Annotated in this window: 24 protein-coding genes; 10 read left to right on the top strand and 14 right to left on the bottom strand. The window is 59.7% G+C overall.

Annotated features, from left to right (window positions below; all coding sequences use genetic code 11):
* Positions 1-345: 345 nt before the first annotated feature.
* The 6 genes from ABD837_RS06800 to ABD837_RS06775 all read right to left on the bottom strand — a co-directional run bounded on the left by ABD837_RS06800 (position 346) and on the right by ABD837_RS06775 (position 4455).
* On the bottom strand, positions 346-795 hold the full coding sequence (locus ABD837_RS06800) for a 3-oxoacyl-ACP synthase (protein ID WP_345051967.1): 450 nt from the start codon (positions 793-795) through the stop codon (positions 346-348).
* Positions 780-1166, bottom strand: coding sequence for a hypothetical protein (locus ABD837_RS06795; RefSeq protein WP_345051964.1), 387 nt, complete (start codon positions 1164-1166; stop codon positions 780-782). The genes ABD837_RS06800 and ABD837_RS06795 overlap by 16 nt, the downstream gene beginning before the upstream one ends.
* Positions 1167-1331: 165 nt before the next feature.
* Positions 1332-1787, bottom strand: coding sequence for a hypothetical protein (locus tag ABD837_RS06790; RefSeq protein ID WP_345051960.1), 456 nt, complete (start codon positions 1785-1787; stop codon positions 1332-1334).
* A 79-nt stretch (positions 1788-1866) separates the two neighbouring features.
* On the bottom strand, positions 1867-2310 hold the full coding sequence (locus ABD837_RS06785; protein WP_345051958.1) for a hypothetical protein: 444 nt from the start codon (positions 2308-2310) through the stop codon (positions 1867-1869).
* Between the two features lie 3 nt (positions 2311-2313).
* The gene (locus tag ABD837_RS06780) at positions 2314-2781 is read right to left on the bottom strand and encodes a nucleotidyltransferase (RefSeq protein WP_345051955.1); all 468 of its coding nucleotides are present in this window, start codon (positions 2779-2781) and stop codon (positions 2314-2316) included.
* Between the two features lie 177 nt (positions 2782-2958).
* Positions 2959-4455 (bottom strand): GH3 family acyl-acid amido synthetase, encoded by a 1497-nt coding sequence (locus tag ABD837_RS06775; RefSeq protein ID WP_345051952.1) that lies wholly within the window; start codon positions 4453-4455, stop codon positions 2959-2961.
* Between the two features lie 171 nt (positions 4456-4626).
* Between ABD837_RS06775 and ABD837_RS06770 the strand changes: the two genes are divergently transcribed.
* Positions 4627-5061 carry an OsmC family peroxiredoxin gene (locus ABD837_RS06770; protein ID WP_345051950.1) on the top strand — a complete coding sequence of 145 codons (435 nt, stop codon included), beginning with the start codon at positions 4627-4629 and terminating at the stop codon, positions 5059-5061.
* A 187-nt stretch (positions 5062-5248) separates the two neighbouring features.
* Positions 5249-5743 (top strand): hypothetical protein, encoded by a 495-nt coding sequence (locus ABD837_RS06765; RefSeq protein WP_345051946.1) that lies wholly within the window; start codon positions 5249-5251, stop codon positions 5741-5743.
* 89 nt (positions 5744-5832) lie between these two features.
* On the opposite strand, the gene dnaA is transcribed toward ABD837_RS06765, so the two are convergent.
* From dnaA to ABD837_RS06745, 4 genes are all read right to left on the bottom strand, one after another.
* Positions 5833-7392, bottom strand: coding sequence for a chromosomal replication initiator protein DnaA (gene dnaA, locus ABD837_RS06760; protein ID WP_345051943.1), 1560 nt, complete (start codon positions 7390-7392; stop codon positions 5833-5835).
* A gap of 152 nt (positions 7393-7544) precedes the next feature.
* Positions 7545-8483, bottom strand: coding sequence for a bifunctional metallophosphatase/5'-nucleotidase (locus tag ABD837_RS06755; protein ID WP_345051940.1), 939 nt, complete (start codon positions 8481-8483; stop codon positions 7545-7547).
* Positions 8484-8579: 96 nt separating this feature from the next.
* Positions 8580-9347 carry a 5'-nucleotidase C-terminal domain-containing protein gene (locus ABD837_RS06750; RefSeq protein WP_345051937.1) on the bottom strand — a complete coding sequence of 256 codons (768 nt, stop codon included), beginning with the start codon at positions 9345-9347 and terminating at the stop codon, positions 8580-8582.
* A 233-nt stretch (positions 9348-9580) separates the two neighbouring features.
* Complete coding sequence (locus ABD837_RS06745; protein ID WP_345051935.1) at positions 9581-10837, bottom strand: outer membrane beta-barrel protein; 1257 nt, start codon at positions 10835-10837, stop codon at positions 9581-9583.
* Between the two features lie 151 nt (positions 10838-10988).
* On the opposite strand from ABD837_RS06745, the gene ABD837_RS06740 reads away from it, so the two are divergent.
* The 5 genes from ABD837_RS06740 (at position 10989) to ABD837_RS06720 (ending at position 17100) form a co-directional block, all read left to right on the top strand.
* Positions 10989-12794 (top strand): methylmalonyl-CoA mutase family protein, encoded by a 1806-nt coding sequence (locus tag ABD837_RS06740; RefSeq protein WP_345051933.1) that lies wholly within the window; start codon positions 10989-10991, stop codon positions 12792-12794.
* A 153-nt stretch (positions 12795-12947) separates the two neighbouring features.
* A complete protein-coding gene (gene scpA, locus ABD837_RS06735; protein ID WP_345051930.1) occupies positions 12948-15155 on the top strand; it encodes a methylmalonyl-CoA mutase in 2208 nt (735 codons plus the stop codon).
* 31 nt (positions 15156-15186) lie between these two features.
* Positions 15187-15990: a hypothetical protein gene (locus ABD837_RS06730; RefSeq protein WP_345051927.1), complete on the top strand. Its 804-nt coding sequence runs from the start codon at positions 15187-15189 to the stop codon at positions 15988-15990.
* Positions 15971-16534 (top strand): 3'-5' exonuclease, encoded by a 564-nt coding sequence (locus ABD837_RS06725; protein ID WP_345051924.1) that lies wholly within the window; start codon positions 15971-15973, stop codon positions 16532-16534. Before ABD837_RS06730 ends, ABD837_RS06725 begins: the two co-directional genes overlap by 20 nt.
* Before the next feature lie 203 nt (positions 16535-16737).
* Positions 16738-17100: a DUF1304 domain-containing protein gene (locus tag ABD837_RS06720; RefSeq protein ID WP_345051922.1), complete on the top strand. Its 363-nt coding sequence runs from the start codon at positions 16738-16740 to the stop codon at positions 17098-17100.
* Between the two features lie 11 nt (positions 17101-17111).
* On the opposite strand, the gene ABD837_RS06715 is transcribed toward ABD837_RS06720, so the two are convergent.
* The 3 genes from ABD837_RS06715 to ABD837_RS06705 all read right to left on the bottom strand — a co-directional run bounded on the left by ABD837_RS06715 (position 17112) and on the right by ABD837_RS06705 (position 19014).
* Positions 17112-17618: an ASCH domain-containing protein gene (locus ABD837_RS06715; RefSeq protein WP_345051920.1), complete on the bottom strand. Its 507-nt coding sequence runs from the start codon at positions 17616-17618 to the stop codon at positions 17112-17114.
* A gap of 63 nt (positions 17619-17681) precedes the next feature.
* Positions 17682-18185, bottom strand: a complete 504-nt coding sequence (locus tag ABD837_RS06710) for an ankyrin repeat domain-containing protein (protein ID WP_345051917.1) — start codon at positions 18183-18185, stop codon at positions 17682-17684.
* Between the two features lie 91 nt (positions 18186-18276).
* Positions 18277-19014: a J domain-containing protein gene (locus ABD837_RS06705; RefSeq protein ID WP_345051913.1), complete on the bottom strand. Its 738-nt coding sequence runs from the start codon at positions 19012-19014 to the stop codon at positions 18277-18279.
* 139 nt (positions 19015-19153) lie between these two features.
* Between ABD837_RS06705 and ABD837_RS06700 the strand changes: the two genes are divergently transcribed.
* On the top strand, positions 19154-19342 hold the full coding sequence (locus tag ABD837_RS06700; RefSeq protein ID WP_345051911.1) for a hypothetical protein: 189 nt from the start codon (positions 19154-19156) through the stop codon (positions 19340-19342).
* A 154-nt stretch (positions 19343-19496) separates the two neighbouring features.
* Here the strand turns inward: ABD837_RS06700 and ABD837_RS06695 are convergent, their stop codons facing one another.
* On the bottom strand, positions 19497-21914 hold the full coding sequence (locus tag ABD837_RS06695; RefSeq protein ID WP_345051908.1) for a TonB-dependent receptor: 2418 nt from the start codon (positions 21912-21914) through the stop codon (positions 19497-19499).
* Between the two features lie 209 nt (positions 21915-22123).
* Between ABD837_RS06695 and ABD837_RS06690 the strand changes: the two genes are divergently transcribed.
* A complete protein-coding gene (locus tag ABD837_RS06690) occupies positions 22124-23149 on the top strand; it encodes a sensor histidine kinase (RefSeq protein ID WP_345051905.1) in 1026 nt (341 codons plus the stop codon).
* A gap of 175 nt (positions 23150-23324) precedes the next feature.
* Entirely contained in the window at positions 23325-24059 is a 735-nt protein-coding gene (locus ABD837_RS06685) for a LytR/AlgR family response regulator transcription factor (protein ID WP_345051903.1), read from the top strand.
* Positions 24060-24066: the final 7 nt, after the last annotated feature.

Genomic DNA, 24066 nt, shown 5'->3' with positions numbered 1-24066 from the left:
CAACCACTTTGAAAAGCAACTTCAAACCACGTCCCAATTGTGTCCGGCTTAGCTAGACCACCTCAATACTTCCGGGCATACCTATGCCACTTTAATCCTTACGTACGGCACTTTTGCCCATACCTACGACACTTCCGGGCATACCTATGACACTTTGGGCATCTCATAGGACACTTTTGCTTGCTCATAGAGCACTTGGACGTACTCATACGGCACTTTTGCTTGCTCATACGACACTTCCGCAATCTCATAGAGCACTTTTGCTTGCTCATACGCCACTCGGACGTGCTGATAAGGCACTTTGGAGTGCTCATATGTTACTCGGAGCCGCTTGAGAAGCCGCAGCTACTCTATCGTTTCAATTTGCACCGTCTTGCCGTTGAAAACGGCTGCCTCCCCTACTCGCAAGCCCTTTAGCGCCACGGCGACGGGCGCGGCGGGTGACACGGCAAACACGTCGGCTCCATCCAGCTTGCCGGCGCTGATGCTGATGTAGAACCGGCCCAGGCTGGTGCCGACGAGGGCCCCGGGACGTACGGTGTCGCAGGCGGCTTCGGGGTTGATGCGGCCGAGTTCGGCTTGCAGCTGCTGGGCCTGCTGCATGTGGGCGGCGTTGCGGTCGCGCTCGGCGTTAGCCATTTCGCGGCCGGTTTCATACTTGTCGCCGGCGCTGCTCTTGGTTTCGGAGGAGGAGGATTCCTGGGCAGCTTGCATGGCGGTGCGGGCGGCGGCAATGCGCTGCTCGATGAAGGCCTGGCAGGCGGCGTGGAGGGCGGGCTTTAAATTGGTTTCCATACTATTATATCTTCTTGCCCAGCGTCATCTTCTTCATTTATCAGTTCCCACCCCAGCGTTTTAGCTACACACACTAAAAAGGCAATTTGAGATGTCGGTACACTTCCGTTTTCTGATTTTGAACACACGATTGGAATCATATCGAATTCGTCGTGCCAGGTATCGTTTGAGGAGGCAAAACCCCCAGCTCGTCCTTTGGCAAGCAATAAGTCTATCCAGGGGTAGCCGGCGGCATTTTTGTAGTTCATCAATCCTACCCGCTTTAATTCCGGCATTGCATCAAGCTTGGTTTGCATCTGCTTCGTATCAGCGGTTAGGCCATAGCTCGCCGATGCCCTGATTTCATAGTAGTCGTAGTAGTTACTCCACATATCGATTTGACTATAAAAACATGCGCCAGCAGCTAAAGAGACTGAGAAACTTGCGCATGGGGCTAAGGTAGAAGGAATCCGGTGCGGCCAGGCAGGTGACGCGGAGGACGGGCTCGGTCATTGGGATTCTACGATACTCCTGCAAGTACCGGGATTACTATTCAGCTAGAAACCCAGCCAGCTTGCCAATCCCGGAATCAAAAAGGTTAAGCCGAAGATAAACGCACCGGCTGCCATCCCAATAACCGGCAGGTCCCAGCTTTCCAAAACTGGCCGATAATACAGAACACCTTCGAAATGTACTACCTCAATCAAGTGGCCGATAAAAAATTCTCTATTGCCGCTGGTAGCATAGCCTAACCGCTCTTTTTTCCATGCCCCTTCCTCGTCCTGATAGGTTACGTACGGGTAATCTAAAGTGGTCCAGGCACCAGCCACCCGGCCAAATTCTGAGCGGTATTCAGCTACGGTTGCGAAAAGAGGGCGGCCGAGAAGCAGCACTTTCTTTCGCTTACGGCGCGAATGTTCCCAAAACCCGGCTATTAAGGCTGCTCCCAACAAAAGCAAAATTCCGCCGCCTATATCCATTCCAGGCTCAGTATAAGTCAGTGTAATGAACAAGCCCTGCTAAATTATAGCTTCTATTCAGAGCAGCGAGCGAGCCGCTGGGCAGCGGAAAAAGCTTGGCTTGGGGGCTAAGTTAAAGGGAATCCAAGGAGGCCCGCACCTTCTCCGCCCACAGCGCATTCTCTGGCTGCACCACCAGTACCTGGAAGCCGTGCCGCTCGCCTTCGATGCGCACGCCTTCCGAATCGTCAATCAGCAAGTCGATGCTGAAGCTGGGCGGGTGTTTGGTGCAGTGGGCCTTTACCTCGCGGTTGTGCCGCTGTTGGTTCACCACGCCATCGAGCCGGATGCCGTGGAGCCAGAAGAGCCGGCGGATGCGCCAGGCACTGCGGTAGGAAGTGGTGTACACCCACACTTCCCAGCCGCGCTGCCGGCAATGGTCGGTCAGTGCTTTGGTGCCGTGGCGCAGCTGCTCGTTGCTCAGCAGCCGCGCCAGGATGCGCCGTTGGGGCGTTTCGAGTGGGAAGTCGTAGCCGCAGCGGATGAGGGTGTTGTCGAGGTCGAAGGCGAGGCGCATTGATTATTCACCCGGGTTTTGGCTATCGAGCAAGCGTAAATCCTCCTCGTCTTTGGCGCGGCCGGTGCTGGCCTTGTTGCGACGCAGGTCGTGGATGCTGATAACCGCTACGGGGACGCCATCAAGCACACTGCTTTCCCGCTTGGGGTAACACTCTGCAAAGCCAACGCCGTCGATGGCGGTTAATAAGTCGATGCGGATGGGCGACACGCCGATTTGCACAATGGTACCAGGTTCCATGAAATCGGTCACCGTGTGCCCCAGGCTGGCAACGCCGAAGGCGGCCAGTACACGTACCAGCCGCGCTACGTTTTCGGGGGTTTGGTTCACCCACACATCAATATCACCGGTGTTGCGCACCACGCCGTAGCGGGCTACCGCGAAAGCGCCCACCACCAAATATTCAACCGCGTGAGCGTTTAATAATTCGATAAATTCTTTGAAGTCGGGGTTGAGCTGGTTGGCCTTCATCGTGGTTGGGCAGGTGAAACGGGTAGGCCAGCTGGCGCATAATTTCAATAGCAGCCATGCGCTCTTCCGGGGCTTTGGTGAGCCAATAAGCTACGTCCTCCACATCTTGGTCGGCGTGCAAAGTGGTTTTGCGGGTGACAGTTCTATCGAGACGAAGCATGGTTAAAGTTACGGATTTTAGCCCATGCTGGCCAGCCCTTCCGCCACCTTCCTATCGTTCCCCAAGCGCGGCACCTTGTTCTGCCCACCTAGTCGGCCCAGGCTTTTCATGTAGCGCTGGAAGGCCCCAGCAGGCAGCTGTGTGAGTTGCAATGGTACCAGAATGTTGCCCCGGCGCAGGTCGTCGTAGTAAGTATTGCGGTGGCGCAATGCCGTATCCAGGGCTACGGCGAAGGCAGTAGAGTCGTGCGGGGGGCGGGCAAACTCCACCAGCCACTCGTGGCGCGAGGGCGTGGCGGGGTCGTCGCTCACGAGCGGGGCCACGGTGAATTCGGTGACTTCGACCTCGGGGGTTTGGGCCATCACTTCGCGCAGGGCCTGCTCCACCTCCTCCCCTATCACGTGCTCGCCGAAGGCCGAGAGGAAGTGCTTGATGCGGCCCGTGACCACCACGCGGTGGGGCTGCAGGCTCACGAAGCGCACCGTGTCGCCGAGGCTGTAGGCCCACAGGCCGGCGTTGGAGGTGAGCACCACGGCGTAGTTGCGGTCCAGCTCCACGTCGGCGATGGTGAGACGGGGCGCGTCGGGCTCGAAGAATCGCTCGGCGGGGATGAATTCGTAGAAGATGCCGCTGTTCAGCAGCAGCAGCAGGCCGGGGTTGCCGGGCTCGTCTTGAAAAGCCAGGAAGCCTTCGGAGGCCGGGAACAGCTCGATGCTGTCGACGGGCCGGCCGATGCTTTCGAAGAGCTTGGCGCGGTAGGGCTCGAAGTTGACGCCGCCGTAGACGAACAAGTTGAAGTCGGGGAACAGGTCCTTGATGGGCCGGCCGGTGCGAGCCGTGAGGCGGTCGAAGTACATCTGCACCCAAGGCGGAATGCCGGATATCAGGGTCATCGGCTGGCCCAGGGTTTCATCCACGATGCGCTCCAGCTTGGTTTCCCAATCCTCGATGACGTTGGTGGGGTAGCTCGGTAGCTGGTTGCGGCGCAGGTAGGCCGGCACGTGGTGGTTGGCAATGCCCGAGAGCCGGCCGGTGCGAATGCCGTGGTGCATTTCCAGCGCCGGCGAGCCCGACAGGAATATCAGCTTGCCATCGAGAAAGCGACTGCGGCCAGTGCGGTAGATGTAGTACAGCAGGGCATCGCGGGCGCCCTCGATGTGGTTCGGGATGCTGTCCTTGGTAATCGGAATGTACTTGGTACCCGAGGTGGTGCCGCTGGTTTTGGCCAGGTACAGTGGGTGGCCGGGCCAGAGCACGTCGGCCTCGCCGGCCTGGGTGCGGTCGAACCAGGGCTTGAGAGCTTCGTAATCGCGCACGGGTACCTGCCGGGCCAAATCGGCGGGCGTGCGGATGCCGCCTAGGTCGTGGGCACGGCCAAACGCGGTGCCGGCCGCCGTGGCCGTGAGCTTGGCCAGCAGCTCGCGCTGGGTGGTTTCGGGGCGATGCTGCCAGCGGGCGTAGCGCCGGGCAATGTAGCGGGCCAGCGGGCGGCTTAGCGAAGCTTTCAGTCCCATGAATGCGATAGTAAAAGCCGTTGGAGGGGCGACGAAGGTACGTTGGCGGGGTTCGGGTGTTGCCGCCTGGGCAACCTGCGCTGGTGGCTACCGTTAAGCTTGCAAGCCTGGCTGCAACAACAGCAAGCTGAAGCTCACCTCACTCATTCACCTTTTCCAACTCACTTTATCATGGCAGACCACAAAGGCACGGCCGCCTGGACCGGCGACATCAAAGGCAGCGGCATCCTCAGCACCGAAAGCGGCGCGCTCAATGCTCCCTACTCCGTGGGCAGCCGCTTCGAAGGCAAAGCCGGCACCAACCCCGAAGAGCTGATTGGCGCGGCCCACGCCGGCTGCTACACCATGTACCTCACCAGCGTGCTCACCAAGCACGGCCACTCGGTAGAGAGCATCAAAACCACCAGCACCGTGACGATGAACCCCAACAACGGCCACCCCGTCATCGAGCACATCCACGTGAGCACCGAGGGCCACGTAACCGGCGGCAACATCACGCCCGACGATTTCCAGAAACACGCCGAAGACGCCAAGGAAAACTGCCCGGTATCGAAAGTACTGAGCGCCGTGCCCAAAATGACGCTGGAAGCCAAGTTTCTGGGCTAGGTTCCACATAGCTGAATTGAACACAGAAAGAACGTCATGCTGAGCGCAGCCGAAGCATCTCTATTGCAGCAGCAAACCAACCGTGTGGATTGCGTTGTGCGGTAGAGATGCTTCGGCTACGCTCAGCATGACGTTCTTTTTAGCTCTGACAACCGACAACTAACAACTAGCAACTAAATTTGTCGCTATGCCCACTGGTACCACCCGCATCCGCCTCCGCCCCGCCAACACTTCCCGCGTCCCGTTCTGGGGCCAGCTCGCCATCGGCCTTTTCTGGCTGGCCTACGTGCTGTTCGGGATTCTGAGCAACACCGGCGCGCAGGACTACCACTTTCTGCACTGGGTATTCCTGGTCTTCACGTTCGTGTACCTCGGCTATGTGTTGGTGAACAACGCGCCTATTTTTGGTACCCAGAGCTACCTCGAGTTTACCCCTGGCTACATCGTGCACAAAAATGGCCTGTTCCGTCCCAAGCAGGTGTTCGCCGCCGAAAACATTGCTGCTCTGGAGCTCAAGCCCCTGTTGTTGCGCGTCCGTCAGAAAGACGGCGAAATCTACGCCCTCAACCTGCGCGAAGTAAAAGGCCGGATGCGTAAAGCCAGTTTCCGCGAGCAGATACGAGACTTTGCCGCCAAGCACAGCCTCCCCTTGCAGGAAGTGAGCCCAGCGGCCGCAGTTTAACCAACCTTGGCTTTCCCCAAACGATAAGGGGGCTAAAGACACTTCACAGTGGTCTTTAGCCCCCTTATCAATTTAGGCTGAATGGGCCCTTATTTCTTGGCGAATTTCTTCCGCAGCTCGTCCACCTGGTCGCGAAATTTCTTGTCTGAATCCACCAAGTCCGACACGGTTTGCACCGAGTGCATCACGGTGGTGTGGTCGCGGCCACCGAAGTGGAAGCCAATGGTTTTCAAGGTGTGCGCCGTGTGGTGCTTGGCGAAGTACATGGCAACCTGGCGGGCCGTTACCACTTCCTTCTTGCGGGTTTTGTCCTTCAGCAACTCAACGGAGATGCTGAAATACGCGGCCACGGTCTTCTGAATGAAGTCGAGGTTTACCTCGGCCTCTACCTCCTCAATAATGTGGCGCAGGGCCTGCTTCACCATTTCCAGGTCGATGTCGCGGCGGCTCAGGCTGCTTTGGGCCACCAGCGAGGCAATCACACCTTCCAGCTCGCGCACGTTGGTGTGCACCGAGTTGGCCAGGTAATCCACCACGTGGTCCGGCGGAATGTCGATGCCGTCCTGCTCCATCTTGTTGCGGATGATGGCCACCCGCGTCTCAAAGTCGGGGCTTTGCACGTCGGCCGTCAGGCCCCACTTAAAGCGGTTGAGCAGCCGGTCCTCCAGGCCCAGCAGGTCCTTGGGGGGCCGGTCGGAGGTCATCACAATCTGCTTGCCCGACTGGTGCAGGTGGTTGAAGATGTGAAAGAACATCTCCTGGGTCTTGCCCTTGTTGGCCAGAAACTGCACGTCGTCCAGAATCAGTGCATCGACCTGCAGGTAGAAGTTCGCAAAGTCCTGTACCTGCGCGCGCTGCACGCTGTCGATGAACTGGTTGGTGAACTTCTCGGCCGACACATACAGCACAAACCGCTCGGGCGCGGTAGCCTTGATGTGGTTGCCAATAGCCTGCACGAGGTGCGTTTTGCCCAGGCCCACGCCGCCGTACACCATCAGCGGGTTGAAGCTGGTGGTGCCGGGCTTGTTGGCCACCGCGAGGCCGGCCGAGCGGGCCAGGCGGTTGCAGTCGCCCTCGATGTAGTTGTCGAACGTGTACGAACCGTTGAGTTGCGACGGCACGAGGTTGCCGTCCATCGGGCGGGCCTGGTCGAAGGGGTTGCGGGGCATCGCCATCGTGTCGGCCCCGCCGCCGTTGGCGAAGTTATTGCCGCGTGGTGTGGTGCGCACGGCCCCCGAGTTGACGTAGCGGGCCGACCCGGCGCGGGCACTACCCGCCAACGGGTTACCAACGGGCATACCCGGCATGGATTGGGGCGCGTCGCGCGGGTCGGGAGCGGCCTGCTTGCGGGTGGGCGGCAGGTGCAAGGCGCGGGGCGGCGTCTGCTCGTTGCCCTGGTCTACCACCACGCTGTATTCGAGGCGGCCTTCGCTGCCCAGCTGCTGGTAGAGCGCGCGGCGCAGTTCATCCACGTAATGCTCCTCCAGCCAGTCGTAGAAATAGGCGCTCGGCACCTGAATGGTGAGCACGTTGCCCTTCAGCTCGACCGGCACAATGGGCTGGAACCAGGTCTTAAAGCTCTGCTCCCCGATTTCCGCCGAGATGCTGCGCAAGCAGCCAGCCCAAACCGTGCGAAAATCCTTGAGCATTTGAACGATTGAAAGGAAACCGGCAACAAACCGGGAGCAAAAAGAAGACCGAAATGAGCCGCCCGAAGCGGGCGTTATTTTTTAGAGGGGGACAAAATTGTGGAAAACTTCGCACTTAAAAAAGCCGAAATGGCCTTGTGTATGTCGTGCTTTTAGCAGGCCGCCCGAACCGGCACCACGGCGGCACTTGCCAGCCCGGCGCGCTTGTTTTTTGCTGAAAATTCATAATCCAGCCTTCCCAGATTTATGCCTGACCAGCCCACCTGGTTCACGAGCGTGGAGTGGCCGTCGGGGCTGGCGATGGGCTCGGGCGCGTCCATGAACGTGTGGGTGTGCCCGCCTAGTATGAGGTCGATGCCCGAAACCTGGGCCGCGAGCTTGCGGTCGTCGAGCTTGGTGCTTTCGTACTTATAGCCGAGGTGCGAGAGGCAGATGACGAGGTCGCAGCGCTCGGGGCCGCGCAGCTGGGCCACCATTTCCTTGGCTTTGGCGACGGGGTCAAGAAAAACAGTCTGCCCAAAGTTCTTATCGGCCACCAGGCCGCTCAGCTCGATGCCGATGCCGAACACGCCCACGCGGATGCCCTGCTTGTCGAATACCTTGTATGGCTCGAACCGGCCAGCCAGCGGCGTCTTCGAGAAGTCGTAGTTGGCGATGAGGAAGGGGAAGGTAGCGTTGGGCAGCTGGCGCTGCAGGCCCTCGAGGCCGTTGTCGAAGTCGTGGTTGCCCAGGGTGCTGGCGTCGTAGCCCATCTGGCTCATGAGCTTGTACTCGAGCTCGCCGCCGAAGAAGTTGAAGTAGGGCGTACCCTGAAAGATGTCGCCCGAGTCGAGCAGCAGCACGTTGGGCTCCTTGACGCGGATGTCCTTGATGAGCGCCGCGCGCCGGGCCATACCGCCCAGCCCGGCCCATTGCCCGCCGTTGTCGGGGAAGGGCTCGATGCGCGAGTGCATGTCGTTGGTGTGCAGAATGGTGAGCTTAAGCGGAGCCTTGGCGGTAGCAGCGGCTTCGGCGGAGTTAGCTAAGCCACCCAGCACGGTGAGGCCGGCGGTGCCAAGGAGGGAATTGCGGAGAAATTCGCGACGCTGCATTTTCAATGAGGAATGAAGAATGAGGAATGAAGAATTGACAAGAGAAATGCAGGAATTGTGACGGTCCACAATTCCTGCATTTCTCATTCTTCATTCTTAATTGGCTTTTACCCGGCCTTCGACCTGGGCCGTGACGGGCTTGCCGGCCTTGGTGAGGGCGCGGATGTGGTCGGCAATGGCTGTGCGGAGCAGCACGTTGGTATGGCGCGGCGTGAGGGCTTTGAAGAACGAAAGGTTGTCGCCGCCGGTGGCCAGGTAATCGGAAATGGCAATGGAGTACGTGCGGCTGTCATTCACATCGAAGGGCTGGCCGCCGATGCGAATGTCCTTGGGCATGCCGTCGAAGGTGACGGTGTAGGTGGCACCGGAGATAGGCATTTTGATGTGGGCAGCGTAGTCGAACAGCTGCTGCACCACCGGGCCGGGGGCATCGAGGACGACCAACTCGTTCTCGAAGGGCATGAGCTCGAACACCGAGCCCAGCGTGACCGGCCCGGCCACAAAGCCGGCACGCAGGCCGCCGTTGGTCATCACGCCCAGTGCAATGGGCTGCTTGAGCTCGGCGCTGGCGCGGGTGCGCTGCAGGTCGGCCACGAAGTTGGAGAGTGGGTTTTCGCCGGGGCCCTTTGTAATCGGTTGTGGGGCAGTGCCGAGTACCTCGGTCATCTGGGCGGTTACCTTGTCGTGGTAGGGCGCGATGAGGGCGGCAATGGCAGGGTCTTCGGCCTGCGTTTTACCTACCGGCTGGCTCGTAACGGGCACGAAATGGGCCGTGGGGGCGTAGGCGGCGCGTTGGCAGCCGGTGGCCAGCGCCAGCGCCAGAGAAAAGCCCAGCACGAGCCGGGAAGGAAAGCCGAAAATCATGAAATGCTATTTTTAACGAATAACGCCGTCAACGGCACGGCAAGATACTGTCCGGTTGGCAGAGGTACAGCCGCGCCACAGCTTTGTCGTGCGATGGTGCGCTTTACCCAAACGTTGCACTCCCCTGTTGCCGCAGCCATCGCAGCCGTGCGATTGGGCGAATCCGGGAAGTGCCCAAGCCAGTGAGGGCTGTGGCAGGAGCCCGAATGCTGGTTGCAAACGCGCCCCGTGTTTCAGCGCGACTGCTTGGAAAGGTCGTAGCTGAAGAGCAATGAATACCGGGTAACGAGTGTTCCAATGTCCACAACCGCGCTAAATCCGTTGCCGCGCTCGGCCCGCAGCTCGGCCGCTACGTGGCGCTTGTTGGCCAATTGGGTGGCAGCCCCCACGCCCAACAGCACTCCCTGCTCGAGGTTGCGAGACTGGATAATTGGCTGCCACGGCGAGTAGTCGACTGCAGGAAGGTACCGGTACTGCGATTCACTGATGTTCTTAAGGGCAAAGCCGATGCTGGCCCCGAGTGCTACAAAGGGCTTGATGCGCCTGCTGGAGGGCGAAAACCGTACTTCGATGGGCACGCGCAACTGGTCGAACTGCACCCGCACATGCTCTTGATAAGAATAGGTGCGGTACGGATTGCTGCCAGTAAATTCCCGCTCATAATGCTGGCGCTGGTACAGCAGTTCGACCCGCAACGACCACCGGTTGCCCATTAGCGGCAGGTACTGCTGCAGCGCCAGGCCCACCACCGGCGATGGGTTGGCCGGCAGAATGGTGTGCTGTTTGGGAAAGCTGGTTTCGATGTCCAGCGTGCCGAGCTGCCCGCCGGCCACGGCCGAGAGCAAAAGGTAGCTGCGGCGGTTCGAGGCCGTAACGGCCGATACAACCTGTGGGCCGCCTACGCAGTCGTTGTAATGCCGCACCAATTGCACCATGCTGTTTCGGTTGAAGGGTGCCTTTATCACCTCGAACTGCACAGCCGGGCACCCCTGAAATACTTCAGCAAACGTGGCGCGGTACAGTGCTTTTTCGCGATGAAAGACGCGGCCATTTTCTACCACACGCTCCGATGTTTGCACCAGCTGCTGCAATGGGCCCGCAGAACGGTGCACATAGTACTGCTCGCTGGTGTTGCCCGCGGCAAACCGATACAAGGAGGCCGCTCCCTGCACCAGTACCTCTGCAAAAGCTACCTGCGTAGTTGTATCGCCGGCAATCGCCAGCTTCAGCACCCGCTGCGACTGGTAAAACCGGTCGTAGAAAAACCCATAGCCCCGCAGCTGGGCAGGTGCGTATGCAGCAGCCTCGCCGGAAGGCGAGGCTTTAAAATGGCACTCATAGGCACTACGAGAGCTTAGGCTGTAATCGACGGTACCCCGGAGGGTATCGCCCGGCAAGGTGATGATATAGCCTGGCCGCCAGTTAGTTTGGGCATGCAGCAAGTGCGGCAACACCAGCAAGGCAAGGCAGAACGTAAGCGTCCGGAGCATATAGGCTATTTAATTCGATAGAAAGTTTCGGTAAAACTACGACCAGCTCCCGTAGAAGCCGGTACTTAAAAGTGGGTAAGTCCGCTGCTTGGTATCTTTCGGCCAGTTTTGTTTGGCTGGCCCGTTTTTCATTATCCACAACAAAGAATTCATGGACGAATTGTCTTCCGCTTCGCCCGTTTCTTTTGCCGAGTTTCCGGCCGTCAGCACTGCCGAGTGGCAGGCTCGCCTGGCCCGCGAACTAAAGGGCCGCGACCCCGCTACCCTGCGCTGGCCCCTGCCCGATGGCTTCAGCCTGGAGCCTTTTTACCACCGCGAAGCCCTTGTGGCTCTGGGTGGCCCGCCCGCGCCGCTGCCGCACCCCACCGCGCCCTGGCTGAATGTACCCAGCCTGAATGTGCCCGCCGGCCAGGACGGCCGCCTGCAAATTGAGCAGGCGGCCGACGCCCTGGCACGCGGAGCCGACGGCATGCACTTCGTGTGCCACGACGCGGCGACTTTCGACGTGGCTTACCTGGCCGAGCGGCTGCCACTGGCCAGCACGTTTGTCGGTTACACCACCACGGCAGCTCCCGATGCGCTCCTGGGCCGGTTAGTGGATGCTGCGCCTGGCACCGCGCTGCGCGGTTTCCTGCGCTTTGCGCCCGGCGCCGTGCCCGCAGGGGCCGAGCTGGCCGACTACCGCGCTGGCCTGCGCCGCTGTGTGCGCCTGGCCACGGCCATGCCCGACTTCCGGGCACTGGCTGTGAATGGGGCTTTTTTCGGCAACCGCGGCGCTACGGCGACGCAGCAAATTGCTTTCAGCCTGAACACGGCCGCGGCCCTGTTGGCCGAGCTGCCCAACGATGAGACCCCGGCTGCTGAAGTAGCGGCCGCGCTGCACCTGCACATAGCCGTGATGCCCGGTTACTTCCTCGAAATTGCCAAGCTGCGCGCCCTACGCCGCCTGTGGGCCACGCTGCTGCACGCCTTCGGCCTGCCCGCCGAGCTAAACGCCAGCCTGCGCATCCACACCACGACGGCCACCTGGACGCAGACGACCCTCGACGCGCATACCAACCTGCTGCGCCACACTACCGAGGCCATGAGCGCCGTGCTGGGCGGGGCCGACTCGCTGAGCGTAGCTCCGTTCGACTGCCTGTTTGCCGACAGCAACGAGTTTTCGGCCCGCCTGGCGCGCAACCTTTCGGTGCTGTTGCGCGAGGAAGCCGGCCTGGGACGCGTGCAGGACCCCGCCGCCGGCTCCTACTACCTCGAAACCCTGACCGACCAGCTGGCCCGCGAGGCCTGGGCGCTGTTTCAGCGCATTGAAGTAGCCGGCGGGCTGACGCAGATGCGCGGACAGCTGCTGGAGGAGATTAAGACCGTGGCCAACGAAACCTTCCGGCGCATTGCCAGCGGCCACCAGGTGGTAGTGGGCACCAACCGCTTCCAGAACCCGCACGAAAATTTCTCCTTCCATCCCAAAAAGCTCCTGCGCTCGGCCGAGTTTGATGTGACGAGGGCGGCATACCCCACCGAAGTGCTGCGCCTGGCCACGGCGCTGCACTTTGAGCGCCGCGACCGCAAGAGCAAGCGGGCGGCCGTGGTGCTGCTCGGAGCCAACACCAACCAGGTAATTCTGGAAAGCTTCCTGCAGATGCTGCAGGCGCACGAGCGGCCCGAGCTGGCGGCCAGCCACCCGGCCGGCACGCTGTCGCTGCTCTACTCCTCGGCCGAGGAAGCCACGCTGATGTACGCCACGCCCGAGCAGTTCCGGCGCTTTGCCCGCTTCATCTACCAGATTCCAACTGAGAAGCAGCAGTTCATTCCGCCGGCCCTGCTCTCGGCCGACCTGGCCACCATGCACGAGGCCGTGCGCGTGTTTGGCTTCCAGGAAATGAAGGTGCAGGGCTACACAACCGAGGAAGTGCTGGCGCGGCTGCAAGGCCGGCAAGTGCCACCAGTTACGGCATAGCCGGGCGTACCTGGCATCAAGGCCATTACAGCAATAATCACTGAAGCATTTCAAAACGCTTCTCACAATACAAGGCCAGTCGCATCGAGATGATAATTGCTGCATTACGCTGCGCTCGAATTGACAGATAACGGCCCGACTCCCTTCCGACCTATGAAGCCCGATTTCTCTTCGATTCCCTACGATGCGGCTCCTGCTACGGCAGCAACCACCGCGCCCGACACGGCTGCGACGCTCATGCCCGAGGGCATTGCCATCAAGCCCGTGTACACGGCAGCCGATGTAGCCCACCTCGACCACCTGGGTTTTGGCGCGGGGCAGGCGCCCTACCTGCGCGGGCCCTACGCCAGCATGTACACCCAAAACCCGTGGACGGTGCGGCAGTACGCGGGCTTCTCGACAGCAGAAGAGTCGAACGCATTTTATCGTCGCAACCTGGCCGGTGGGCAGAAAGGACTGAGCGTGGCCTTCGATTTGGCCACGCACCGTGGCTACGACTCCGACCATCCGCGGGTGCAGGGCGACGTGGGCAAGGCCGGGGTGGCCATCGACTCGGTAGAGGATATGAAAATCCTCTTCAACCAGATTCCGCTCGACCAGATGTCGGTGAGCATGACCATGAACGGGGCCGTGCTGCCGGTGCTGGCCTTCTACATTGTGGCGGCCGAGGAGCAGGGCGTGCAGCCCGAGCAGCTGCAGGGCACCATCCAGAACGACATTCTGAAGGAGTTCATGGTGCGCAACACCTACATCTACCCGCCCGCGCCGAGCATGCGCATCATCGCCGATATTTTCAGCTACACGGCGGCGCGCATGCCCAAATTCAACTCTATTTCCATCTCGGGCTACCACATGCAGGAAGCCGGCGCCACCGCCGACCTGGAGCTGGCCTACACCCTGGCCGACGGCCTGGAGTATGTGCGCGCCGGCCTCGACGCGGGCATGAAGATTGACGAGTTTGCCCCGCGCCTGAGCTTCTTCTGGGCCATTGGCATGAACCACTTCATGGAGATTGCCAAGCTGCGCGCCGGCCGTCTGTTGTGGGCCAAGCTCATGCAGCAGTTCAATCCCACCAACCCCAAAAGCCTGGCCCTGCGCACGCACTGCCAGACGTCGGGCTACTCCCTCACCGAGCAAGACCCCTACAACAACGTGGCCCGCACGGCCATTGAGGCGCTGGCCGCCGCGCTCGGCGGCACCCAAAGCCTGCACACCAATGCGCTGGATGAGGCCATTGCTCTGCCCACTGACTTTTCGGCCCGCATCGCGCGCAACACCCAGCTGTATTTGCAGCACGAAACCGACATCACCAAAGTAGTCGACCCCTGGGGCGGCAGCTACTACGTCGAAACCCTGACCCACGAGCTGGCCGATAAGGCCTGGGCGCTGATTCAGGAAGTGGAGGAGCTGGGCGGCATGGCCAAGGCCATCGAAACCGGCCTGCCCAAGCTGCGCATCGAGGAAGCCGCTGCCCGCAAGCAGGCGCGCATCGACTCGGGCCAGGAAATCATCGTGGGGGTGAACAAGTACCAGACCACCGAAAAAACGGAGGTTGAAGTGCTCGACATCGACAACGACGCCGTGCGCACCAGCCAGATTGCCCGCCTGCAGCAAGTGCGCACCGACCGCGACCCCGTAGCTGTGAAAGTGGCCCTGGCCGCCCTCACCGAAGCGGCCGGAATCAGAGTGGAGGAACTGGGAGCGCTGAATGCGGAAGCAACAGGCGGCACCGATGCATCCATTCAGCCCTCTGCCCTCAACTCGCACAACTTACTGGCTTTGGCCATTACCGCAGCCCGCGCCCGCGCTACGCTAGGCGAAATCTCCGATGCCCTCGAAGCGCAGTATGGCCGCCACCAGGCCACCTCGCGCACCGTGGCCGGCGTGTACAGCAGCGAGATGCACAACAACGAAGCCTTCGAGCGGGCGCGCGCGGCGGCCGAGGAGTTTGCCACCAACGAAGGCCGCCGGCCGCGCATGCTGGTAGCCAAAATGGGCCAGGACGGCCACGACCGCGGCGCCAAAATCATCGCCACCAGCTTCGCCGATGTGGGCTTCGACGTTGACCTCGCGCCCCTCTTCCAGACGCCCGCCGAAGTAGCCCGCCAGGCCGCCGACAACGACGTGCACGTGGTGGGGGTGAGCAGCCTCGCCGCCGGCCACAAAACCCTGCTCCCCCAGCTGCTGGCGGAGCTGAAGCAGCTCGGCCGCGAAGACATTCTGGTGATTGCCGGCGGCGTGATTCCCGCCCAGGACTACAAGTTTCTGTACGATGCCGGCGTGGCCGGCGTGTACGGCCCGGGCACGGTCATCGCCACGGCCGCGCTGGAGATTCTGGGGAAGCTGGGGGCGCAGGGTTAATTTCTCTAAATTTTCACAAACAAAAATTCATATGAAAGCGAAAGTCTTTACCCCCATTAACATATTAATATTTTTGATTACAATCATAATATTATTGGCTACTGAACTTTTCAAAGCAAAAAATCCTAGCTCGGACGCTATACCTTATATTAACATAGCTTCAAATCTAGCTATTGCAGCTTTAACTGGCCTATTAGTAGGCATTTATTTTGATTTATTTTCCCGAAAAGAAGTTTATGAAAACATGCTGCGCAATTTTGAGATTTCAAAAGAAGTTATAACATCAGGATTAGTAAGTTACTATCCTAGTTTTATGGACTTTGATTTCAGAAAATACTTACTAGGCGCGACTAGAATCGACATGTATCTGACTTATGGACAAACTCTATTTAGTACTTATAACGATGCAATCGCAAAAATTGCTGGACAGAAGGGAAAACAAATAAATATTTTTATCTATCATGAAGACAACATATTTGTAGATGCATTGGAGAAGCACTGGAATCAGGCTGGAAGTTCTACTAGCACTAGAAATAAAATAATCGAAACAAAAACAACACTTATTTCTCAGTTTAATGAGCTCAAAAGAAAGAAACAGATTAAAGCAAAAATTAGAATTCATTTTATTAAAGTACATCCCAACTTTTACTCTTTTTATCGCTTCGACGACCACTTAATCCTTTGCCCATCAAAAATATCGCGTGATAAGGCGGTGAGACCATTTGCATTCCTATTCAAGCGAACTGATGAGGATGGATGCGTGTACACTAAGTGCATGTCGGAATTGAATAACATAACCTCTGACCCAACTTATTATGAAGTCCTTGACTACTAATTCGAAAATTTGCTTTATTGACTTTGAGACAACAGGCATCGATATCTTTAAAGATGAGCCTGTAGAGTTTGGAGCTGTGCTGGTAGATGAGAACGGCAACAGGATAAACGAATTCTATTCCAGGATAAGCTTATCCAATCCAGCGCTCAAAAACAATGATGCAGTATCCGTACATGGGATTGACTATGCATCACTAATAAACAGTCCTTCACAAGCAGAAGTGCTAACGGATTTTTTTCAAAAATTTGGATACGACTTCCACTTTGGAGCTTGGAATACAACTTTTGATGTTCCATTTTTCAAGAAAATGTGCTCAGTCAATAAGTTTGATAACCTATATAACAAAATAAGTTATAGACACCTTGATGTACAATCAATTTCCAAATTGGCTGCCTGTATCAATATTATCAGACCTGATATAAAATCCTTAACGGATTGCATCGAGTATTTTGGATTAATAAGAAGCATACATCATAACGCTATGGAAGATGCTATTCTATGCCATGAAGTGCACAAAAAGTTTATCGAAATATTCACTAAATAGGTTAAACGTCAGCATTTGCCTTTGGCATGACATTATCACTTAATAATAGCGGCAATTCTGTTGTTTATAAGCCTAACCCCAGGCCCGCCCCACCCGGCGGGCCTTTTGCGTGCCCGAAGCCCCTGCCTACCCCAGCCGTAGCGGCCCACACCAGTGGCAATTGAGTAAGTTAGCCGCTGCTTTTTACACTTTCCCCCACCGCCATGCACCTGCTTGCCCAAATCCTGATTGCCCTCGTGGCGCTGATTCATGGCTACATTCTGTGGCTGGAGATGTTTGCCTGGACCACGCGCGGGCCCAAAACCTTCCGCTCGCTGCGGCCGGAGCTGTTTGAGCCCACCAAGGTGCTGGCTGCCAACCAGGGGCTGTACAACGGGTTTCTGGCGGCCGGGCTTGTCTGGTCGCTATTGATTTCGGACCCTAACTGGCACCGCAACGTGGCCAGCTTTTTTCTGGGTTGCGTGGCGGTGGCAGGTATGTATGGGGCGGCCACGGCGGGCGGACGCATCCTGCTGGTGCAGACGGTACCGGCGTTGCTGGCGCTGGCGGCCGTGTGGCTGGGGTAATCGGCGCGCGGCTACTGCCGCTCGAACTCAATTACCCACACCCACTCGTTGCGCGCCCAGGCGGTGGGATAGATGGAATCAAGTAGTCCCTGAAAAGCCGCGATAGGACTATCGTACCAGTGAAAGCTGCCGGGCTGGGCGGCATTGGGCTCGACCCCGCCCCAGTGGAGTGGGCCTTCCGGACGGGCGCCAATGCCTTCCGTTTCAGCATCGGCGTTGGTCATTTCGCGCACCTGCTCGGCCCGCACACTCACGATTTTCAGTACGAGCAACGGGTCTTCCAACACGCTTAGGCTAGTGTCGGGCGGGCCGAAGGGCAGCGGCACCAGGGGCAGCAAGGAGGGCGGCTGGGTGTGACTGTCTTCGAACAGCACGCCTTGCGCAGATACGCCAATAAACCGGTACCGGTCCGGCTCCTGCTGCATGGGCAAGCCGGAGGACAGACGGCGGCGCGTGACGGTTTTGCGGCCGGTCAGCACTGCTGTCAGCATGGCTGGGTTGAAGGAGATGCTGCGCATACAGCAAGGTACACGCCAGCCGGTTAGGTTTGCCGGGCTGGCGCGTACCACCGAGGAGAAAGCCTACTCGCCTGTCGGTGGCGCGCCGCCGAGCAACGTCCAGGCAGTTTCGTTGCCCTGCTGGCCGGCCAGGTGCAGGGCGGTGAGGCCGCGGGCATCCGGGATGTGCTTGTTGGCGCCGGCTTCGAGCAGGAGCTTCAGCACATCGTGGCGGCCAAACATGGCGGCGAACATGAGGGCGGTGCCGCCGTTGCCGTTTTGCAGGTTGAGGTCGGCCCCGCGCTCGATGAGTAAGCGGGCTACATCGGGGTAGCCTTTGAAGCTGACGCCCATCAGGGCCGTGTTGCCGGTGATGTCCTGCTGGTTGGGGTTGGCTCCCTGGTCGAGCAGAAAGCGGGCAGCTTCGGGGTGGTTGTCGTAGCTGGCCAGGATGAGGGCTGTGAAGCCTTTATCGTTGGCGGCATCGACGGCCACACCGGCGGCCAGGCCTTGCTGCAGCGCGGGTACGTCGCCCCGGCGGGCGGCATTAAACAATAGTTCTTCGGGTTGCGCGGAGATAGAATCCATGAATATCGGGAGGGTGAATACGGCAACTATGCGCCGCCGGCTACTGTACGACGCTCAACCGCAAAAGTGGCACCTGGGTTAGGCACGGCCTTTAAAAAGCGAAAAGCAGCACGGCCAGCAGCAGCGCCAGCAGGGCGGCTACGCCGGCGGTGTTCACCACCAGCTCGGGCGAGCGGCCGGGCCAGCAACCCACGGCAACCACAGCGGCCAACAGCAGCGGCAACAAGGCAAACGTGCCGTAGATGGTGCCGTCGTAGGGCCGAAACGGAGCCGGGCCGTCGGGCGAGGCGGGCGCGCTGATGCGCTGCACTACCCCCAAAAAGGGCGTTTGCCACACGTGCAAAGCGTCGCCCTCGCGCACCCGGTAGCCAATGGCACTGGGCAGCCGGAAACTCGTGTGCGGGGTGTGCACGCGGTAAGCCAGCTGCGGGTCGGACAGCGACGACGATACCGCAATAGGAAAACGGCTTCGCACGATTTCCGACGGGTATTCGCGCAGCGGCAAGGCCCAATCCAAGCCCAGCAGCAGGCACAAGGCCAGCAGGGCCGCGTTCAGGCGGCGGGCCCAGGGGGCCAGCGCCAGCAGGCGGGCTTCCGAAGCCGGGGGCGGCGGGGCAGGTTGCTGGGCCAGGAGCTGGTCGTACATCACGCGGCGGCGCGGGTGGGCCAGAATGCCGTAGCCGGCCTCTACCTCGGCCAGGCGGTGGCGCAGGGCCGGGTCGGCGGTGGCACGGTGGTGCAGGCGGGCGCGCTGCCGGGTATAGGCTTGCTCAATTTGCGCGGGCGTGGCCGTGGGGCCGATGCCCAGAAGGCGGTAGTAGTTCAGCATAAACCCGGGCGTGGCGAAAGCCCTAAAATACGAGTCGGCCGCCGGTATTGGAAACGGCGCGGACGGCGACCATATTGCACAGGGCAGCCCGCTCCTGCCGCAAGCAAATAGTCGCGTCCGGCCCGTTCTTAGCGCCCCGATGACTACTCGCCCCGCTGCCCCGCTCCTGTCCGCTACGCCTGCTGCCAACGTTTCGGCTCATCAGGCACCACCAGACGCCCGCGAGTGGAGCGTGCTGGAAGTGGCGCAGGTGCGCGGGAGAATGTGGGGTACTGCGCGGCGGCGCGGAGCAGAATGGAGCTGCAGCCGCTGGGCGATGCGCTGCTAGCAGGACTGGTGGATGCGCGGCTGCTGGAATATAACCCGTTGGCAAGGAGGTATTAGAGCGGTTTCGTGGCCAGTGTACAGGCGGAACAATGTACGACCCCGCCCCTACATCCACCGACTTCGAAACCGCTCTAAGGCAGCGTGTAAGCTACCGACTAATTCCCTACGCGGCCTTCCTCATCGGAGCTGGCGGCGGCGCGGCGGGCCTGGGTTTTGCCGTTGCCGATTTTGCAGGTGAAGGCGAGCGTTACGCGGCGGCTTTCCCACTGGTTGTTCCAGGTCTGGTTCACGTTGTTGTAGTTGAGCGTGCTGCGGAAGCGGCTGGTGTTGAACACGTCGGCGACGCGCAGGCTGAAGGTGGCGCGCTCGGCCCAGAGCTGCTTTTTCAGGCCCAGGTTCAGGGCGCCGTTGGCTTTGGTGTGGTAAAGGCCCATCACGGCAGGCGAGTCGTAGCTGCCGCCTACTTGTAGCTTGTAGCTGCGGGGCAGGGTAAAGGTGTGGTTGGAACTGGCCGACCAGCTGTAGCTGGCCAGGCTCACGGGCTGGTCTTGGATGATGGTATTGACCTGCGTGTAGCTGCCGCTTAATTGGTTATCGACGCCCCAAAACTTGGTGATGTCGGTGTGGCCGCCCGAGCTCAGGGTGAGGGTGCTGGTTTTGGCCAGGTTCTGCGGGGTGCTGGTCGATACGTTGGTGTCGTCGTTCTGGGCTATTACGTTGTTCACGGAGTTGGTTTCGCGCAGGTAGCTCAGGCTCAGCACCTGGAAGTCTTTATGCAGGTAGTTAAGCACGAGGGATTGGGAGAGCGAAGGCGCCAGAAAGGGGTTGCCCTGCTGGGCCGTGTAGAAGTCGGAGTAGTTGAGGAAGGGGTTCAGGTTCTGGTAGGCGGGGCGGGTGATGCGGCGGCTCACCGAGGCACTCACTTGGTTGTTTCCATCGACTTTATAGCTGGCGAAAGCGCTGGGAAACAACTGGAAGTAATTGCGGGCAATGCGCGGGCCGATAGCCGGCGTGCCAGTGGTTTGGGTGAGCTCGCCGCGCAGGCCGGCTTTCAGCTCCAGGCGGTTAAGGGTAGTATTCACGCTCACGTAACCGGCGCTAATGTGCTCGTCGTAGGCGAACTGGTTGGTGCGCAGAGCATCGAGCTGCCAGCCGCTGTTCATCAGCTTATCGAATTGGATGGCGCTGCGCGAGGTAACCCAGCTGGTTTTAGCGCCTACTTCGGCCCGCCACTTGGTGCCGGCAAAGGGGTGTACGTAGTCGATTTTGGCGGCCCGGATGGTGGTTTCTGACGAGGCGTTGCTGCGTAGCTGCTCGGCCGGACGGCCCTGCTCGGCGTTGGGCGCAAACACCACGTTGTTGAAGCTTTGGGCTTTGGTGCTGGTGTAGCGCACGTAGTCAACATCGGCACTCAACTCGCGGCCGGTGCTGTCGAGGGCGTAGCGGTAGTAGAGGTTCAGGGCCTGGTTGGTGCCGTTGGTGGTTTGGGGGTTGGTCATCTGGCGACGGCCGCCGGGGTTGCCGGCCCGGTCGGTGGTTACGGAGTTGCTGGTGCTCACGGCGTCGGTTTGGTCGAAACCGCCGCGCAGCTGGACGCCGATGCTTTGCTTGGCGGTGAGGGCCACGTCGGCACCGGTAGTGTAGTTGGCGGTGTAAGTGAGGGGCCGCCACACGTTTTCCTGGTTGAAGATGCTGTCGCGGATGTTGCGAATCATCGTGAGGCGGTTGAAGGAGTTGTAGCGGCCGGCGTCTAGGCGGGCGAACAGGCGCACTTTGCCCACATTGTAGGCCAGGTTGGTGCCGGCCCAGCTTTTCTCGTAGCGCCCCTGGCCGAGGCCCAGGTTGTAGGTACCGCTCAGGCCCGGCAGCTGGCTGCGGCGCAGCTTGATGTTGAGCACGCCGGCGGTGCCGGCGGCGTCCATCGAAGCGGGCGGGTTGGGCATCAGCTCAATCTGGCTGATGGCCGAGGCAGGCAGGGATTTCAGGTAGCTGCTTAGCGCCGCACCGCTCATGTAGGTGAGCTTGCCATCAATCATCACGTTTACGCCGGCACTGCCGCGGTACACCACGTTATCGTCCTTGTCGAGGGTAACGCCAGGGGCTTTTTTGAGGATATCGAGGGCTGTTTCGCCGGCCGTGTTCAGGCGGGCCACGTTCACCACAGTGCGGTCGGCGTGCTGCTCAAGCATGGGCGTATTGCCCACTACGGTTACTTCTTTCAGCGCCGTAGCGGCGGGCGCCAGGCGCAGGGACGGCACCGCAACGGCCTCCTGGCTCACTATAAAGGCGGCGCTGCGGGCACTGGTGTAGCTCATCAATAGGGCCTTCACACAGTAGCGGCCGGTCTTTACGCCGCCGAAGGTGTAGGCGCCTTGCTCAGTGGTAGTTTGGGAGTTGACGATGGTGGAATCGGGCAAATGCAGCAACACGGCGGTGGCGAAAGGCAACGGCTGGCCGGTGCGGTTCAGCACGGTGCCGGTGGCAGTAGCTTGAGCAGCGGCCCGCTGCGAAAGGGCCGGCAAAGCCAGGAGCAGCAGAACGAAAAGGCGGCGGACGCAGGCGAAGGTGTTCATCGGAAAGGGCGTTGGCTGGTTGATGGCTCAAAGGTGAGCCGGGCCATTTTCAGGGTAAAAAACATTATTCCAACGCCTCGAAACCCGCTGCAACCGCCCGAAAACGTCCTTTTCTGATTTCACATCCCAAAACCGGCCTTTCGCATAAAAAAGGTGTGGGCGCTGGCGGGGGGCGGTAGTTTTGGCTCTGCATTACTCTTCGCGCTACCATGGCCAATCTGCTCACCAAATCCGCTCTTCGCTGGCACATACTGGGCTGGCTGCTGTATGGCGGCTACGAATTTCTGGGCGTGTTTCTGCATCACCGGGCCGGGATGCGCATCGGCCTGTGGCTCACGGGCTCCGTTCTCTTCATCCGTTTCATTGAGTTTTACCTGTGCTATCTGGTGGTGTATCCGCGCCTGCTGCGCTCGGGCCGCGCGCCGCAGCTGGCAGCGGCGCTGCTGGGCGTGCTGGCGCTCTACATCGGTGCCCGGGCCCTGATTGAGGAAGTGATTTACCCCGCCGTGCTGGGCTTCCACAACTACTCGCCCGACACGTCGGTGACGTACTACATTTTCGACAACATGTTTTTCGGCAGCCCCATGATTGTGCTCAGTGCCGCGCTCTGGGCCGGCAGCGCGGCCGTGCGCCGCGAGCGCGAAAACCGGCAATTGCGCGAGGAAAAGCGCATTGCCGAAGTGGCTTTTCTCAAAACCCAAATCAACCCGCACTTCCTCTACAACACCCTGAACATGCTCTTCAGCATGGCCTACCCCGTGGCCAAACCCGTGGCCAACGCCATCCTGAAACTCTCGGAGCTGATGCGCTACATGCTGCACGAGAGTCCCGACGGCCAGGTAGCGCTGGAAAAGGAAATCGAGTACCTGCACAACTACCTGGACCTTTACCGCCTGCGCTTCCCCGACAGCTTCCACGTCGATTTCCGCGTGAGCGGCGAGCCGGCCGGCCGCCGCGTGGCCCCGCTGGTGCTCATCCCCTTCGTGGAAAACGCCATCAAGCACGGCGTGCATGACGACCCCGAACATCCCGTGCACATTCGCCTGAATATCGACGGCGAGCAGTTGCTTTTCACAGTAAAAAACCAGCGCAGCGACGACCAGAAAGATGCCACCACCGGCATCGGTCTCCCCAACCTCGTTCGCCGCCTGGAGCTGCTGTACCCTGAGCGCCACACGCTAAAAGTGGATTCGGCGGGCGAACAGTTCACGACATCGTTGCGGCTGGTGGGGTAATGCTATCTGTCATCCTGAGCATAGCGAAGGACCTTATTACCGATGAACGAGGCGCATTAACCAACTGATTTACTGCAAACCGTTTATTGGTGATAAGGTCCTTCGCTCCGCTCAGGATGACAAACGACTTGTTGTCTGCCGTTCTTTAGCCCTACAAACCTCACTCACCCCGCCCATGATTCGCTGCCTCGCCGTTGATGACGAAGCCCCGGCCCTGCTCATCCTGGCCGATTACATTGGCCAGGTGCCTTTCTTCACGCTGGTGGGCACTACCACCAACCCCATTGAGGCGCTGACGATGGTGCAGCAGGGCCAGGTCGACGTGGTGTTCCTGGATATCCAGATGCCCAAACTCACGGGCCTGCAATTCCTCAAGCTGGCTGGCAATAAGTGCAAAGTCATCCTTACCACTGCCTACCCCGAATACGCCCTCGAAGGCTACGAAAACGACGTAGTCGACTACCTGCTCAAACCCATTTCCTTCGAGCGGTTCTTCAAAGCTGCGCAAAAAGCGCTGGCGCTGCTGCCGGGCCCACCACTGCCTACTGTGCTGGCGCCAATTGCAGCTTCAGTTTCGCCCGCGCTGCCTGTCGCCGACCACATGTTCGTGAAGGGTGAGAGCAAGAACAAGTTCCTGCGCATCAACTACGCCGACATCCTCTACATCGAGGGGCTGAGCAACTACGTGTCCATCCACCTGCCTACGCAGCGCGTGGTCACCTACCAAACGTTGAAGGAGCTGGCCGAAACGCTGCCGCAGCCGCCGTTTCTGCGGGTGCACAAGTCCTTCATCGTGTCGCTGGATAAGATTCGGATGGTCGATGGCAACACGATTTACTTGCAGGACAAAGAGATTCCGGTGAGCGACACGTACCGCGAGCAGCTGTATCGCCTGATTCGGGAGGCGTAGGGTGCGG

This window comes from Hymenobacter glaciei, assembly GCF_039539585.1.
In the GTDB taxonomy this organism is placed as follows: domain Bacteria; phylum Bacteroidota; class Bacteroidia; order Cytophagales; family Hymenobacteraceae; genus Hymenobacter; species Hymenobacter glaciei.
The sequence above is the reverse complement of the archived record's forward strand: the minus strand, read 5'-3'. Positions and strand labels throughout refer to the sequence as shown.